This window comes from Pseudomonas sp. MH9.3, assembly GCF_034354675.1.
Classification (GTDB): Bacteria; Pseudomonadota; Gammaproteobacteria; order Pseudomonadales; family Pseudomonadaceae; genus Aquipseudomonas.
In genome coordinates, this window is sequence record NZ_CP133785.1 from 4,370,413 (window position 1) to 4,387,248 (window position 16,836).

10 protein-coding genes are annotated in these 16,836 nt (G+C 61.5%); 5 read left to right on the forward strand and 5 right to left on the reverse strand.

Annotated elements, in window-relative coordinates:
• Positions 1–52 precede the first annotated feature (52 nt).
• Positions 53–685, reverse strand: a complete 633-nt coding sequence (locus tag RHM60_RS19345) for a TetR family transcriptional regulator (RefSeq protein ID WP_209987987.1) — start codon at positions 683–685, stop codon at positions 53–55.
• A gap of 181 nt (positions 686–866) precedes the next feature.
• The gene (locus RHM60_RS19350) at positions 867–1,235 is read right to left on the reverse strand and encodes a hypothetical protein (RefSeq protein ID WP_322212515.1); all 369 of its coding nucleotides are present in this window, start codon (positions 1,233–1,235) and stop codon (positions 867–869) included.
• Positions 1,236–1,580: 345 nt separating this feature from the next.
• Here RHM60_RS19350 and RHM60_RS19355 point away from each other — a divergent pair, with 345 nt between their 5' ends.
• Positions 1,581–3,647: an AsmA family protein gene (locus RHM60_RS19355; RefSeq protein WP_322212516.1), complete on the forward strand. Its 2,067-nt coding sequence runs from the start codon at positions 1,581–1,583 to the stop codon at positions 3,645–3,647.
• A gap of 135 nt (positions 3,648–3,782) precedes the next feature.
• Here RHM60_RS19355 and RHM60_RS19360 read toward each other — a convergent pair whose 3' ends face one another.
• Positions 3,783–4,313 carry a ferritin-like domain-containing protein gene (locus RHM60_RS19360; RefSeq protein ID WP_209987997.1) on the reverse strand — a complete coding sequence of 177 codons (531 nt, stop codon included), beginning with the start codon at positions 4,311–4,313 and terminating at the stop codon, positions 3,783–3,785.
• Positions 4,314–4,401: 88 nt separating this feature from the next.
• On the reverse strand, positions 4,402–5,316 hold the full coding sequence (locus tag RHM60_RS19365; protein ID WP_231422409.1) for a DMT family transporter: 915 nt from the start codon (positions 5,314–5,316) through the stop codon (positions 4,402–4,404).
• Positions 5,317–5,438: 122 nt separating this feature from the next.
• Between RHM60_RS19365 and RHM60_RS19370 the strand changes: the two genes are divergently transcribed.
• Entirely contained in the window at positions 5,439–5,738 is a 300-nt protein-coding gene (locus RHM60_RS19370) for a PsiF family protein (protein WP_209988003.1), read from the forward strand.
• 199 nt (positions 5,739–5,937) lie between these two features.
• Positions 5,938–6,951: an AI-2E family transporter gene (locus RHM60_RS19375; protein ID WP_209988006.1), complete on the forward strand. Its 1,014-nt coding sequence runs from the start codon at positions 5,938–5,940 to the stop codon at positions 6,949–6,951.
• Positions 6,952–7,289: 338 nt separating this feature from the next.
• Here RHM60_RS19375 and RHM60_RS19380 read toward each other — a convergent pair whose 3' ends face one another.
• Complete coding sequence (locus tag RHM60_RS19380; protein ID WP_209988014.1) at positions 7,290–8,558, reverse strand: Hsp70 family protein; 1,269 nt, start codon at positions 8,556–8,558, stop codon at positions 7,290–7,292.
• Positions 8,559–8,796: 238 nt separating this feature from the next.
• On the opposite strand from RHM60_RS19380, the gene RHM60_RS19385 reads away from it, so the two are divergent.
• Both RHM60_RS19385 and RHM60_RS19390 read left to right on the forward strand, forming a co-directional pair.
• Positions 8,797–9,738, forward strand: coding sequence for a DnaJ C-terminal domain-containing protein (locus tag RHM60_RS19385; protein WP_322212517.1), 942 nt, complete (start codon positions 8,797–8,799; stop codon positions 9,736–9,738).
• 78 nt (positions 9,739–9,816) lie between these two features.
• The gene (locus tag RHM60_RS19390; protein ID WP_322212518.1) at positions 9,817–16,806 is read left to right on the forward strand and encodes an NEL-type E3 ubiquitin ligase domain-containing protein; all 6,990 of its coding nucleotides are present in this window, start codon (positions 9,817–9,819) and stop codon (positions 16,804–16,806) included.
• Positions 16,807–16,836: the final 30 nt, after the last annotated feature.

Below are 16,836 nucleotides of genomic sequence, written 5' to 3' on the forward strand. Positions count from 1 at the left end.
TGGTGCATTGCGTGTGCTAGGGCACTGGATGAGGGCGTTTTTGCCTGGCGGCCTATTCGGTGCTGCCCAGGCCTTGCCAGTGCTTGAGACCAATAAAGATAAAGCGCAACTGCTGGGTGATTTTCGCCTGGGGCGTGAGGTGTTCAGGCAGGGCGTGGGCGGGCGGGTCGATGATATCGGGCAGGGTGGCGAACACGCTCTTGACGATCAGGTCGGCCATCACGTGCAAACCGTCGGCCTGCAGGTGCGCCAGCTTGGGCATGCGGGTGAGGTCGGCGGCGAGGTCGCGGGTGATGTCTTCGCGCAGGGCCGCGATGGCCTGACGCACGGCGAGGCAGCCGCCGTATTGCTCGCGGGCCAGGAACAGGAATTGCGAACGGTTGGCCGATACCACGTCGAGAAAGATCCGCACCGAGGCATCGATGATGCCGCCCATCACGAATTCGTTGTGGCGTACCAGGCGAATGGTGGCGCGAAAGGTCTGGCCGACCTCGCTGACCAGCACGAGCCCGAGCTGATCCATATCGGCAAAGTGCCGATAGAAACCGGTAGGCACGATCCCGGCGGTTTTGGCCACTTCGCGCAGGCTCAGGCTGCCGAACCCACGGCCGCACTCCATCAGATGGCGGGCTGCGTCCATCAGGGCGAGGCGGGTCTGTTGCTTCTGTTCGGCACGGGGCAGCATGGCGGGTGAGCTTTGTCGGCAAGTACAGCGACGCACTCTAGCAAAAGCGCTTTGCCGGCGTCGAACTTGGCGGTATGAAGCGAGGGCGTTGCGTGAAATCGGGGGGGGCAGACGTTAGTGACGTTGGCGAGCAAGCTCGCTCCTACGGATGTCGGAGCGAGCTGTCTGGGCCACCACAGGCTCAGCTCTGTGCTTGATGCAGGTCTTGCAGGCGATCAGCACCACCTTCGGCAACGCCTTCAGTGTAGGCACGCTCGTTGGCTTGCTCGGCGCCGCCTTCAACCAGGCGTTTTTCTTCCAGGCGGTGCCGGCCGTTTTCGCTCAGGCCTTCGGTGTAAGCGCGTTTGTTGGCTTGCTCCGAACCGTTTTCGGCAACGCCTTTGGCGTAGTCGCGGTTCTCATCTTCTTGCGAGCCGCTGCGGGCCAGAGTCTGGCTGGACTGAACGGCCTGAGCCTGGTGTTGCGGGATAGTCTGCTCGGCGGCTGGCAGGGCGAAGGCACTGGAAGCCAGGACAGACAACAGGACGGTAGCGAGTACTTGGCGTTTCATGATGGTTGCTCCTTGGGAGGGCGATAAAGTGGGTACAGGACTCATGCTACTCTCGATATATCGATATAAAAGTTCATAAACGCAATGGTAATAATCAACACAATTGATGGTTCAAGCGGAGGGCTCTAGATCGGGCCTCTCAAGCACGCGGTTTTGCACCCAAGTGGGTATTTTCGACACAATGGCGGGTAGCAATGGTGCAGGCGAGCAGGCGAAATCTGTCGGTCCGGTCAGAAAAAAAGCGTTCTGCGGTTAAATCCATCAATGGGTTAAACCCTGCTGAGGTTTGCCAGTCGTACCCTTATGAGCTGTATTCCAGCTATCCGTGTTCAGGAGTTCTGTGCAATGACGCGCACTCGTAAAATCGTCGCCTGGTGCTGCGCCGGCTTCGCCGTATTGATCGCCGTGGTGGTGGTGTTCCTGGTGTTTTTCGACTGGAACCGCATCAAGCCGCCGCTCAATGCCAAAGTCTCCGAAGAGCTGCATCGTCCGTTCGCCATTAATGGCAACCTCGCGGTGGTGTGGCAGCGCGAACCCGAGGAAGGCGGTTGGCGCGCCTGGGTGCCGTGGCCCCATGTGATCGCCGAGGACCTGACCCTGGGTAACCCGGACTGGTCGAAGCAGCCACAGATGGTCACCTTGAAAAAAGTCGAGCTGCGCATTTCGCCGCTGGCCTTGCTGGCGCAGCGCGTAGCGATTCCGCGTATCGACCTCACCGAACCGAGTGCCCAGTTGCAGCGCCTGGCCGATGGCCGCGCCAACTGGACCTTTACGTTCGACCCCAAGGACCCGGACGCCGAGCCGTCCAACTGGGTGGTCGACATCGGCGCCATCAAGTTCGACAAGGGCCACGTGACCCTCGACGACCAGACCCTCAACACCCAGCTCGATGTGATCATTGACCCGCTGGGCCAGCCGATTCCCTTTGCCGAAATCGTCGGCGACGCCGATGCCAAAAAGGCCCTGGAAAAAGGCGCTGCGCCGCAGGATTACGCGTTCGGCCTCAAGGTAAAAGGCCAATACCATGGGCAGAAACTCGATGGCAGCGGCAAGATCGGCGGCCTGCTGGCCCTGCAGGACGCGGCCAAACCGTTTCCCCTGCAAGCCCAGGTCAAGATAGGCGACACCAGCATTGCCGTGGCCGGTACCCTGACCGACCCGCTCAACCTCGGTGCGCTTGACCTGCGCCTCAAACTCGCTGGCGCGAGCCTGGGCAACCTCTACCCGCTCACCGGCGTGACCCTGCCGGATTCGCCGGCCTATTCCACCGACGGTCACCTGATCGCCAAGCTGCATGAAGCCAGCGGTGCGTCGTTCCGCTATGAAAACTTCAACGGCAAGATCGGCAACAGCGATATCCACGGCGACCTGGCCTACGTCGCCAGCCAGCCACGGCCCAAGCTCAGCGGCACCCTGTTGTCCAACCAGTTGCTGATGACCGACCTTGCGCCGCTGATCGGCGCCGACTCCAACGCCAAGCAAAAGGCCCGTGGCGGTGCGAGCAAGCAGCCGGCCACCCGGGTGCTGCCAGTGGAAGAGTTCCGTACCCAGCGCTGGCGTGAAATGGATGCCGATGTGGAATTCACCGGCAAGCGCATCGTGCACAGCGCCGACCTGCCCTTCACCGACCTTTACACCCATGTGGTGCTCAACGATGGCGAACTGAGCCTGGAGCCGCTGCGTTTCGGCGTGGCCGGCGGCAAGCTCGATGCGCAGATTCGCCTCAACGGCCGCATCACTCCGATGGAAGGCCGCGCGAAACTCAGCGCGCGCAACTTCAAGCTCAAGCAGCTGTTCCCGACCTTTGAACCGATGAAAACCAGCTTTGGCGAACTCAACGGCGATGCCGACATCGCTGGGCGCGGCAACTCGGTCGCAGCCTTGCTGGGCAGTTCCAACGGTGACCTGAAGATGCTGATCAACGACGGCGCCATCAGCCGTGGGCTGATGGAGATCGCCGGGCTCAACGTGGGTAACTACGTGGTTGGCCGCCTGTTCGGCGACAAGGAAGTGAAGATCAACTGTGCGGCGGCGGACTTCGGCATCAAGACGGGCCTGGCGACCACCCGGCTGTTCGTGTTCGATACCGAGAACGCCATCATCTACATCGATGGCACCGCGAACATGGCCACCGAGCAGCTTGATCTCACGATCACCCCGGAATCCAAGGGCTTCCGTCTGTTCTCGCTGCGCTCGCCGCTGTACGTGAACGGGCCGTTTATCAAGCCTAACGCTGGCGTCAAAGCCATCCCGCTGGCCCTGCGTGGCGCGGGGATGGTGGCATTGGGCGTCATCGCAGGTCCGGCTGCCGGCCTGCTCGCGCTGGTGGCGCCGAGCGGCGGCGAGCCCAACGAGTGTGCGCCGTTGCTGCAGCAGATGAAGGAAGGCAAGGCGCCCAAGACCGTTAAATAACTGACGGCGCATGGTCCGATGTGGGAGGGAGCAAGCCCCCTCCCACCGTTTATTTTCGGTGTGGCAAAAAAAGAGGGGAGAGCCGTTTAACCGGCTCTCCCCCCTCTTTTTTGTGCGACTTTTTCGTGCGACGACTTACAGGCTTTCGAGAATGTCCGCCATGTCGTCGGCATGCTCTTCTTCCTGAGCCAGAATCTCTTCAAACAGACGGCGGGTGGTTGGATCCTTGTCGCCGATGTACTGGATGATTTCGCGGTAGCTGTCCACGGCAATACGCTCGGCCACCAAGTCTTCGTAGACCATTTCCTTCAGCGAATTACCCGCCACGTACTGCGCGTGGGAGTTTTTCGACAGCAGGTCAGGGTTGAACTCCGGCTCGCCGCCCAGTTGCACGATGCGCTCGGCAAGTTTGTCGGCGTGTTCGGCTTCCTGGGTCGCGTGCTCGAGGAATTCATCGGCGGCGACGGAGGCCTTGATGCCGCTGGCCATGAAGTAGTGACGCTTGTAGCGCAGCACGCACACCAGCTCAGTGGCCAGCGATGTGTTGAGCAGGCGAATGATCTCTTCGCGGTCGGCGTTGTAGCCTTCGGTCACGGCACCGTTTTCGACGTTCTGGCGGGCGCGGCTGCGCAGGGTCGCAACGTCAGTCAAGTTTGCTTCGGTCATCTCAATCTCCTGGTGCTAATCCGGTTGTACGCCACGCTCTGTCGGCGTGATCGCTACAGGTTGTGAGTCGCGGCCAGGGCAAAAAGTTTTATCGGATTTTACCGGATGTGTCACGAGGGCCTGGCTGACGGTTCTGGCTCACCGGTGTCGTCCAGCGCTCCGACAGGATCACCCCGCCCAGGGTCAGCAAGCCGCCCAGCAAGTGATACAGCGCCAGTTCCTCTTTCAGCACCACCGCTGCAATCAGCGCGGTGATCAACGGCAGCAGGTTGAAAAACAGCGTTGTGCGGCTCGGGCCCAGGGTCTTCACCGAATGCATCCACGCCAGCGGCGCCAGCATCGAGGCCAGCAAACAGGCGTACAGCACCAGTGGAATGTTCGCCCAGCCCAACCCTGTTTTGGGCGAGAACAGGAACAGCGGAAACAGCACCACCACCGCCACCAGCACCTGCAAGTACAACAACACCAAAGGCGGCAGGCGCAGTTGCCATTTTTTCAGCAGGGTGCTGTAGACCGCGTAGGCCAGGGTGGCCACCAGCATCATGCCGTCGCCCAGGTTGACCCCGTGTTGCAGCAGCGCGCCCAGGCTGCCGGACGACACCACCACGACCACGCCGGCAAACGACAGCATCGCCCCGGCAAGCGCGCCGTACGTGAGGCGCTGGCCCAGGCTGATAATCGCGGCAGTCAGCGCCATCAACGGCATCAGCGACAGGATGATGCCCATGTTGGTCGCCGAGGTCAGCGTCGCTGCGTAATAGGCCAGGCTCTGATACACCGCCATGCCCAGCACGCCCAGCACGAAGACCTTGCCCAGGTTAGGGCGGATTAACGGCCAGTGGGCAATCACCGGTTTAAGCATGAACGGGGTGAACAGCAGCGCCGCCAGCAACCAGCGGTAAAAGCCGATTTCGGCCGGGAAGATCGAGCCCACCGCCAATTTGTTGATCACGGTGTTGCCGGCCCAGATAAAAATGGCCAGCAGGGGATACGCGTATTGCATGAACATCGCCGTATAGATGGATGGGCGAGGATTATCCACCGTCCGCGCAGGAAGGTGTAACAGGGTTTGACTACACTCTGCCAAGGCCGTGCCCGTCGGCGCGGTAACCGGGAGAAAACTCCATGAAGATGCTGCGTATTCCTTTGCTGATGATGGGACTGTTGCTGTGTTCCCAAGGCTTTGCCGCCACTGCCCAGCAAAACAAGATGACCACCTGCAACGCCGAAGCCACTACCAAGACCCTCAAGGGCGACGAGCGCAAGGCCTTTATGAAGACCTGCCTGTCGGCCCCGGCCGCCAATGACGCCAAGGCTGTCACGCCGCAGCAGCAAAAGATGAAGGACTGCAACGCGTCAGCAAAAACCAAGGCGCTGGCCGGCGATGCGCGCAAGGCCTACATGAGCACCTGCCTCAAGGGCTGACGACGCTTTTGTAGCCACTGGCAATCGAGTGTGGGAGGGGGCTTGCCCCCGATAGCGGGATGTCAGGTAAAAGATGTGCTGGCTGACTGACCGCCATCGGGAGCAAGCCCCCTCCCACACTTGATCGCATCCCCCTCGCTTGATTCCCTCAAGGCTGGCAGACTGCCCATCCTTTTATCGCCGTTCGTTCTGAGGCTGTATGCCAACGTTTTCTCAGCGTCACGTGATATTGCTGGCCAGCTACATCATTATTCTCGGCGGGTTGCTGCTGGTGCTGCCGCTGAAGTTGCTGCCCAGCCTGCTGGCAGGCCTGTTGGTCTATGAACTGGTCAACATGCTCACCCCCCAACTGCAGCGGCTGATAGAGGGTCGCCGCGCGCGCTGGCTGGCGGTGGCGTTGCTCGGCACGCTGATCGTCAGCGTGCTGGCGCTGATCTTCGCCGGCGCCATCAGCTTTCTGCTGCACGAAGCGGAAAATCCCGGCGCCTCTCTCGACAAATTCATGGGCGTGGTTGACCGTGCACGCGGCCAGTTGCCGCCGTTCCTCGACGCCTACCTGCCCGCCAGCGCCGCCGAATTTCGCGTTGCCATCGGCGACTGGTTGAGCAAGCACCTGAGCGAACTGCAACTGGTGGGCAAAGACGCTGCGCACATGTTTGTCACCCTGCTGATCGGCATGGTACTCGGCGCCATCATTGCCCTGCAGCGCGTGCCCGACCTGACCAAACGCAAACCCCTGGCCGCCGCGCTGTTCGACCGCCTGCACCTGCTGGTGCAGGCCTTTCGCAACATCGTTTTCGCGCAGATCAAGATCGCTGCGCTCAACACCGCTTTCACCGCGATCTTCCTGGCCGTGGTGCTGCCGCTGTGCGGCATCCACCTGCCCCTGACCAAAACCCTGATCGTGCTGACCTTCCTGCTCGGCCTGCTGCCGGTGATCGGCAACCTCATGTCCAACACCCTGATCACCATCGTCGCGCTGTCGCTGTCGATCTGGGTGGCATTGGCCGCGCTGGGCTACCTGATCGTGATCCACAAGGTCGAATATTTTCTCAATGCCCGCATCGTCGGCGGGCAGATCAGTGCCAAATCGTGGGAATTGCTGCTGGCGATGCTGGTGTTTGAAGCCGCGTTCGGCTTGCCAGGTGTGGTGGCGGGGCCGATTTACTATGCGTACCTCAAGAGTGAGCTGAAGCTGGGTGGGATGGTCTGAGGCAATAACCCAGGCGCATTTGCTTCTTGGACTTTAAAGGGAATTAGGGGACGGCCAGCGATGAGTGATCAACTTCGCTGCGGGCGATCCCGACGGGCAGAGCAATGACCGCTTCAATGCGTGGAATTACCTGGTGATCGTGTCGGGTATCGCTGTCTGGTGCCTGACGGTTTTGAGACTCTGGATGTTTTATCCGCGCTGAGCAGTCTCTCGACAGGACCAAAATGTGGGAGGGGGCTTGCCCTCGACGGAGGTGTGTCAGTCAGCGCCTCTGGCACTGACCTGCCGCTATCGGCAGCAAGCCCCCTCCCACCTGCCTATCCGCAACGTTTGGGACATCAGCTGCCGTAGCGCTTGCTCGCCTCAATCGCCAAACCACTGCCGATACTGCCGAAGATGTTCCCTTCCACATGCCGTGCATTCGGCAGCATCGCGGAGATGCTGTGGCGCAGCGCCGGGATGCCGCTGGAGCCGCCGGTGAAGAACACCGTGTCCACCTGCTCGACGCTCACCGAGGCGTCATTGAGCAACTGCGTGACACTGCCGCGCACACGTTCCAGCAAATTGTCGATGGACGACTCGAACAGAGCCCGGCTCAAGTCCACGCTCAGGCCTTTTTCGATGCGGTCCAGCGCCACATGGCGGCTGTCTTCATGGGTCAGCTGGATCTTGGTTTCTTCCACTTCCATCGCCAGCCAGTGCCCGGCGCGCTGCTCGATCAACTTGAACAGGCGGTCGATGCCGCCGGTGTCTTCAATGTCGTAACGCATGCTGCCCAATGCCAGCTGGGATTTTTGCGAGTACACCGAGTTGATGGTGTGCCAGGTGGCCAGGTTCATGTGGTGACTGGTGGGCATGTAGGCGCCGCTTTTCATGCGGCTGCCGTAGCCGAACAGCGGCATCATCCCTTGCAGGCTGAGCTGTTTGTCGAAGTCGGTACCGCCGATGTGCACGCCGCCGGTGGCGAGGATGTCGCTCTGGCGGTTGTCGTTGTGGCGGCGGTCCGGCGACAGGCGTACCAGCGAGAAGTCCGACGTACCACCGCCGATGTCGACGATCAGCACCAGCTCTTCCTTCTGGATGGTCGACTCGTAGTCAAACGCCGCCGCAATCGGCTCGTACTGGAACGAAATATCCTTGAACCCGATGGCGCGCGCCACGTCCACCAGGGTGTTTTCCGCTTCCTGGTCGGCCATCGGGTCGTCGTCGACGAAGAACACCGGGCGGCCCAGCACCACTTCCTCGAACTCGCGGCCAGCGGTGGCTTCGGCGCGGCTCTTGAGCTGGCCGATAAACAGCGCCAACAGGTCGGTGAACGGCATCGCGGTGCCGAGCACGCTGGTGTCGTGCTTGATCAGCTTGGAACCCAGCAGGCTCTTGAGCGAGCGCATCAGCCGGCCTTCGTAGTTTTCCAGGTATTCGTGCAGGGCCAGGCGGCCGTAAACCGGGCGACGCTCCTCGAAGTTGAAGAACACCACCGACGGCAAGGTGATCTTGTCGTCCTCCAGCGCAATGAGCGTCTCCTCGCCGGGGCGGATCCAGCCGACGGTGGAGTTGGACGTGCCGAAGTCGATACCGCAGGCACGGGCTGGGGCTGGGTTTTTCATGTCTATCGGGTTCCGGTTGCAAAACGGCCGCGCAGTGTATGCCAGTCGGGGGCGGATGCGTAGGCCGACCATCCGTTAAATAGTGCTTGAAACGGCGCGATTCGCCCCCACATCTGCTGCATACGGCATGCGCCGATAACACTTTGACGCACCCCCGGCCACACCACTCGACATGTGCAAACCATCGCACGGTGTAGAGCCGGCGGTGCGATCTCGATTTAAGGAAGGTGAACCGCCGATGGATTTCAAAGACTACTACAAGATATTGGGTGTCGAGCCGAGCGCCGATGACAAGGAAATCAAGTCCGCCTATCGCAAGCTCGCACGCAAATATCACCCGGATGTGAGCAAGGAAAAAGACGCTGAAGCCAAATTCAAGGACGCGTCCGAAGCCTATGAAGCGCTCAAGAGCGCCGACAAACGCGCCGAATACGACGAGCTGCGCAAATATGGCCAGCACGGCCAGCCGTTCCAGGGCCCGCCGGGCTGGCAGAGCCGTGGCGGCTTTGGCGGTGGCGGCACCGGCACGGAGGATTTCTCCGACTTCTTCAGCTCGATCTTCGGCAATCGCGGCGACGGCTTTGGCGGCGGTCAGCGTCGTCCTGCCGGGCGCAAGGGCCAGGACGTGGAGATGCAGCTGACGGTTTCGCTGGAAGAGACACTGGCCACCGAGTCCAAGCAGATCAGCTTCCAGGTGCCGCAATACGACGCCTCCGGTCGCCACGTCAGCAACACCACCAAGAGCCTCAACGTGAAGATCCCCGCCGGCGTGGCCGACGGCGAGCGCATTCGCCTCAAGGCCCAGGGCGCGCCCGGCATCGGTGGCGGTGCCAATGGCGACCTGTACCTGATCATCCGGTTTGCGCCGCATCCAAAATTTGAAGTGGATGGCAACGACCTGATCATCAACCTGCCGCTGGCGCCGTGGGAACTGGCACTGGGCACGGAAGTGGCGGTGCCGACCCTCACCGGCAAAATCAACCTCAAGGTGCCGGCCGGCAGCCAGAACGGCCAGCGCATGCGCGCCAGGGGGCATGGCTTGCTGAACAAGGCCGGCGAGCGTGGCTATCTGTTTGTGCAGCTCAAGGCCGTGATGCCAAAGAGCAGCGACGAAGAGGTCAAGGCGTTGTGGCAGGAGCTGGCCAAAAAAGCGGCGTTCAACCCGCGAGAGCATTTCTGAGCGCCGATAAATAGGTAGGCTTTCCCGCCAGGGCCATTCGATAGGCTGTTTTTTCACAGCCTTCAAGGATGGCCCTTTATGTCACCTCAGCTTGTCACACTCCCCACCCATGGCGTCTTCAATGTCGACCTGCGCGGCGCGCACTACGACTTTCTCAAGGCGCGAGTACCCGATTGGTTCAACCAAGCCAGCACCCGGCGCCAGCAAGAACTCGCCAGCCACGAACTGCACCAGTTACCCAGTTGGTATCAGGCGGCACTGCCCCAGGCCCGGCGCGTGCTGGAGGCCAACCACACCCGCTACCGCGAGGCGCTCAATGCGCTTGAGCAGACGCTGGGCGACATCACCGATATCCAGGCCTTCGCCGAAGAGGCCCTGACAGCGGCGATCAAGCGCACCTTCAACCTCGATCTGGATGTCAAGAACGTCTACTTCGCCAGGAAGTACGCCTATGCAACCGGGCGTACCGACCTGTTTGGTGCATTCACCCTTGAGCGCCAGGACGACCCCGCGCTTGGCTACCGCTACCGTGGTGTTTCATTGCTGGAAGCGGCGCTGGCCAACTTCGAACCCGACGAAGAAATCCCTGCAGCCTGCGACGATTGCCACATTATTACCCGCTACAGCGGGTTTGATGGCGAGGCCAGTCCATCGTTCGAGGCACTCCAGCGCCAGGCCGTGCCCATCACCCCGCATGCCTTCGCCAAACTGTGCCGCACGCTTGACCTGGGCGAGCGTTATCTGGAGCACCTCAACAGCGTGCTGCGCCCATCGGTCACGTACGAGCGCGATAAAGTGCAGCAGCGCCTGCAGGATTACTACCGCCAACAACTGGCCGTGAGCGTTGAGATGGCGCACCTGCAAGTGGCCAGCGTACCAGGCAACGGCGAAATCGACTCAGGCGTGAGTGACGAAGCCTACCGCATGCTCAAGCGTGTACTGTCCGACACGCCCGGCGCCAACCTGGACGGCCGCCCGGTGACGTTCGCCGCCTTGAAAGTCTTCGATATCCGACTGGTCGGCCCCATTCTGATCGGCCCGGATCGCCTGCACAGCGACCGTGGTGAACGGGTGCTGGTGTTTATCCCCAACGACCCGCAGCAACCCCTCAAGGAATATGCGTCCAGCGCCGATTTCATGGCCGACCTGCGTACGCGCCTGCACAGTGCTTCCTATCGGCGCTTTTTCAGCAGCTTTATACCCAAGCGCGACCAAGGGGCATTTTTTAAACAATTCAACAAACTGTACCAACCTGCCGATAACAGCGCCGCGTCCCTCGACTTCCCGCACCAGCCCGATTCGGAACGCTTGAGCCTGGGCGAGGCGGTCGTTACCGGAACACTGTGGGCGCACCAGGCCAACGCGTTTGTCGACAAGACGCTCAGCGATGCCCGGGCGGTTGCCGTGCCGACAGGCGACGAAGACATCAAGGCGCGCAACGAACGCCTGGAGAGCTATCTGGATGCGGTGGTCAGCTTCTTGAACCTGGCGGCTTTCGTTGTGCCAGGGCTGGGCCCGGTGATGCTGGCCGTGGGTGCTGCGCAAATGTGCGGTGAGGTCTTCGAAGGCATCGAAGCGGCGGAGCAGGGCGAAGTTCGCGAGATGTGGGCACACTTTTCCTCGGTGGCTCTGAATGCGGCGTTCTTTGCTGGCGGCGCCAAAGTGCTGCCCCATGTCCAGTACGTGAATGTGCTGGACCGCTACAAACCGGTCACGATGCCCAAGGGCAAGCGGATGTTGTGGAAGGCCGACCTTGAACCCTATGAGTCACCGATCAAACCGGCACCCGACGTCAAACCCGATGCGCTTGGCCTGCACGTGCACGAGGGCAAGACGTTGCTGTCCATTGAGGGCAAGTCCTATCAGGTAAGCCCGGACGCGCAGACCGGCGAGTACCGCATCCAGCACCCGAAGCGGCCCAAGGCCTACACGCCAAAAGTCGCACGTCACCCTCAGGGCGGCTGGAGCCATGAAGTTGAAGAACCCTTGACCTGGGATGAGCACACGCTGTACCGGCGCCTTGGACTGGAGCATTACGTGGATCAGGTGCGCATCAGCGGCGTCGAAGCGCCCACCCTGCGCGAAACCTTTATGAGCCAAGAGCCGTTGCCGATGGTGCTGGACGAGACGATCCAGCGTTTCCAAATCCATCAGCAACTCAGCACCTTTGTAGAGCAGATGAGCAGCAGCGATCCCCTGGTCTACGCACAGGCAGACCCGGTGCTGCAGCTCGACATCATGCAGCGGCGCGGCATGCTGCCGCAAAGCTCATCCCTGCGGGTGCTCGACCCAAGCGGCAAAGTGCTCTGGGAAAGCGTCGCTCCAGCGTCCGCCGAACGTCGCATTGCGCCGATCAGCCAGGCCGAGCTCGACAGCGGCCAACTGCTCGACGGGGTGCTCTACACCTTGCAAGGTGTTGACCCGTCACTGCTGGAAATACCCGGTACCCCTCAAGATCCGTTGTCGGTGCGCGCGCGCCTGTTGCGCAGGTTCATTGCCCGCACGGTCGGCGAGCTCAAAGGTAACCTGATGGACGAGCGCTACGCAGCTTCCACCCGCTCAAGCGATCCCAACGTTCAACGCGTGCAGGCCGATTACCCGGGGCTTTCCGCCCCAATGGCTGCGCACATGCTCGAAGGCCTGGACGCCGCTGCCCTGGAACACTTTCACGCCACCGGCCGGCTGTCCGGCACCCTCGCCGAGCAGATGCGCTGGTGCGCACAGGAAACCCGTGTGTCCCGCGCCTACGAAGGGCTGCATCTGGACACGCTGAACGTGATCGACAGCCATCGCCTGGCATTGCATACGCTCCAAACCGTGCCAGGATGGTCGAGCGGCACGCGTGTGGAACTGCGCCATTATCGGACTGATGGGCCGCTGCTGGATGCCATCGGCGCCGCAGACGCGCCGCTGGGCAAGGCGTTGGTATTGCAGGACGACGGACTGTTTTCAGCGCCGCTGGGCGTGGATTTCTACAGCGCGGCATGGGAGGTATTGCCGCCTGCCCAGTGGCGACAGATGGGGTTGAGCGATGCCTCGCAACTCAAGCTAGCGATCCAGCAATCGCCGTTGCCGCGTGAGCCCCTGCGCCAGGTCCTGTTGAAACATCCGGTGCGCAAACCGGCCTACCATCGTGGTTTGCACTTGCTCGGCGGTGGCCCGGGTTTCCGGCAACTGCTCACAAGGACGGCGCAGGTGCTGCGTTCTCCCGAGGCGAGGGTGCGCCGGCTGTTTCCAACGTTCAGTGAGGCGATGGTCACCGAATTCATTCAGTCGCTGGGTAGCGATGTATCGAGTAGCCTGGCTCGGCGCGAGCTTGAACTGGACACGCTTGAGCGCACGTTGAAGCGTTGGGTCAAGGAAAATACACCGCAACCCACAGGCAGCGGTTTTGCCTCTGTGGTTTCATTAATCACTGGCGAGGCCTCGGATATTTTGTATTGCTGGCGCCGGGGATGGAGGACAGAGCATCTAAGCCTCAACACACGAGCAGCAAAGTTGCCGGCCATCAGCGGCGACTTCAGCCATGTCCAGACGCTCGATCTCTATAACGTGGGCGCAGGTGGCGGTGTCGACACGTTTTTAAAAAACTTCACTCATCTCAAGCATTTGAAGGTGAGCGGTGCTCTGGCTGATGTCCCTTTGGCCGTCGCCGACATGAAGGCCCTGACCTCGCTGGAACTGGAGGGCAATGACATTCGCCTTACCCCGCAAAGCGCGACGGCGCTGAACTCGCTCACCAGCCTGGAAACGCTCAACCTGGGCCATAATCCGCTGGGCGTACCTCTCGATTTCAGTACGATGCCCGCGCTCAAGCGCGTCACGCTCAATGCTACGCAGATGGAGCGGTGGCCAACCGGCTTGTCGCCCTCGCTGGAACTTCTGGACCTGCGCAACAATAACCTGCGCCAGGTTCCCGAGGCACACGTGAACCCGCCGCCTGAACAGGTCGAAACCATGGCAAGGATCAACCGTGTCACGTTGCTGGACGGCAACCCATTTCCCGGGGACTACTGGCGAGTCTTCGATGCTTACTGGAAGCGTCTGGGTGAGTCCCGTCCCGACTTGGCCGCCGGTGCACTGCACGACGCTTTCGATAGCGGCATGGGCACGGGCAAGTCGATCATGCGCAGGCTCTACCCGAACTACAGCGCCCAGCAGATCAGGGACTTTATCTGGAAGCTGGGGACCGGCGCAGGCACCGAGTTGATCGCGCTGGAGCGCGAGTTCAATCTGCTCGAATCTCAACTGGACGCCTGGACGTTCTCGGGTGTGGGCGCGCAGCAGCGTTATGTCAGGCCGCAGCAATGGCAAATGACTATGGCGGTGCACAGTGGACGCTACGAAGCCCGGGAACGCATTTTGCGCTGCTGGCGCAAGGAAACCCCGCAGATGCTGGCCACCGATGGCACGCCAATTGGCCTGGAGTTGGACCTCAGCGGCCTGAACCTGCCAAGCCTGCCTGACCTGGAAGCGGACCTTGGCCATGTGGGCTCGCTCAAGTTGAACAACATGAACCTGACCACCTCCCCGGAGGGCTTTCTCTCGCGCTATCGCGGGGTGCGCTGGCTGGATTTGTCGGGCAACCACCTGCGAGAACTACCGCCAGCCCTGGGCCAAATGCACGGCTTGACGCGCTTGTTCCTGCAATTCAACAGTATTCGCCTGAGTCCCGAGGCGGCCGGCATTCTGTCTGAGCGCGTCACCTTGCGCGCCCTGGACCTGAGCTACAACGACCTGGGCTTGACCCCCGACTTCACTCAAATCACCGATATGCGCTCCCTCAACCTGGCGCACACCGGTCTGGAGACCTGGCCGGCGGGTTTGCTTGAGCAACCCTTGCTCGAAGGGATAAACCTTTCAGGCAACCGGCTGACGACCATTCCCGCCTCGATCATCGCGCCCTCCGACGAACAACTGGCAACCACCGCGCAGGTCAACAACGTGACGGATGCGAGCGACAACCCCTGGACCGACGCGACCTTGCAGGCCACGCGCGCTTACGGCGAGCGGCTTGAACGCGCGGGCCTGGCTTCGCCGGAGCGCCCGAACCGGCTGGTCGCTACAGCGCCGCGCAGCACGGGGCGAGTGGCGTGGGGTGGGGGCAACGATGCGGTCTTTCGGCGTTGGGCCGTCGGCCTGTCCGAAACCGAGGCGGCCGCCCGCCAGATCCAGTGGCAAGGCCTGCGTGGGCAGACCGGCTCGCAAGGGTTCTTCGACATGCTCCGGGACCTGCAAACCACTGTCGACGGGCAGGAAGACCTGCAGCGCCGCGTCTGGGCGGTGATCGATTCCATCACGGCCAACTCCACCCAGTCGGAAAGCCTGCGCGCGCAAATGTTCGAGTGGGCGGGCAGGGCGGCATGCTGCGACCGGGCGGCGTTGTCGTTCAGTAACCTGGAAGTCATGTCGCTGGTCGACAAGGCCCGGCTCCAGGCGTTGGACGCGACCCAGGGCGTGGCGCTGTCGAGCTTGTCCAGGGGATTGCTGCGCCTGGACGAGGTTGAGCGGATTGCCCTGCGCGATATTGATCAACGTCGCGCCACGATCAATGCCGACCCGGCGTTGACGGCGGCCGAAAAATACACGCGCCTGGCGCTATTGGAGGAGGTTGAAATCAGGTTGGCCTATCGCTACGGCCTCAAGGACCGCCTGCAACTGCCTGGGCAACCCCTGGACGTCAAGTTCACCCAGTTGGGCAACGTAACCCCGGCCATGCTGGACGCTGCCTACACCCGCGTTGTGGCACTGGATAATTCGGCGCAGATGTTCCAGGCCTTGCTGGCCCGGGAATTCTGGCAGGACTACGTGACGCAGAAATATCGGCCCCGGTTCGAGGCACAGAGCAAACCGTATCAGGACCGGATGGCGGCTTTGCACGACAGGTTTTCTGACGGCACCCTGGCCGAAGCGGCCTACGACACGCAGGCCAGGGCGCTGCAAGCCCAACTGGCGATTGATGATGCCGCGCTGATCGACACCCTGACCCGCCAGGAGATCGCCGCGCACCTGCTCCCCAGGGAGCCGCTTCAAACCTTGAACGAACCGGTGTTCAGTCAGCTCACCTTGCAGTTTTCGAACGCCCAGGCCATCGAATTCGAGGGCAAACAGTATTTCATCGCAAGCCTGCCGGACGCCGGGGATGGGCAGCATTATCTGTTGCGCGTGCAGCGCTCGGACAACCCTTATGAACTGGCCAACAGCGGCATCATCGCCAAGCCGGATGCGGCGGGGGTGTGGAAGCGCAGGGGCCTCAAAGGCGGGGGCGTTTCCGAGGACGAGTACGAGTCTGCGTCGGAGTCCATGCCGGTCACGCCCTACAGCGCTGACGAACTCGCCTTCATGCGTCAGGCCGTGCACTTTTCGGCTCAGAAGAACGTGCTGGGGCGATACAACCGGGCCAACAACGGCAAGTATCCTCTCAGGGACCTGCAAGGTCGGCCGATTCGTATCCGCAGCCTGGAGCGAGAGGCCCGGATGGACGCCGGGACGACCTATGCCTCGACCCAGATCAAACCCTACATCCGCTTTGAAGGGTATGAGCGCGTGGCGGCCTTGTATGAAGAGAAACTGCAATGGCGCACGTTCACCGCCGATGACGTGAAAGTGCCCGGAGAAAAAGCCTTGATCGGGCAGTCCATGGTGGTGGCCAACCGGCGGATCGCCAAGGGCGAAATCATCGGCCTGTACGGCGGGGTGGTGATCCCCTACGACATGTCGGTGCGCTCGGAGAGCACGTTCGGCATGGTCGTTGCCTATAAAATGCTCCCGGACGCCGGCGCGTTTCGCGCCGATCCGATCTTTATCATCGGCGACACCATCACCTCCAGGATCAACACGAACTTCGAATACGATGCTCAAGGCACGCCGGTACGCCAGGCCACCGGCGGGTACAACGTAGAGTGCGTGCCGTTCCAGGTGGAAGCCGAGCACGCCACCAGCGCGCCAGGCAAGAGAACGACCTATCGGTTGAATACGATGTTTGCCACGCAAGATATCCCGGCAGGTGTGGAACTGCGGATGGATTACGGTTACACCGAAAACATGATCAAGAACAAATTTGCGTGAGGCATCGGCCCTGAACACCGCCTGGTATTC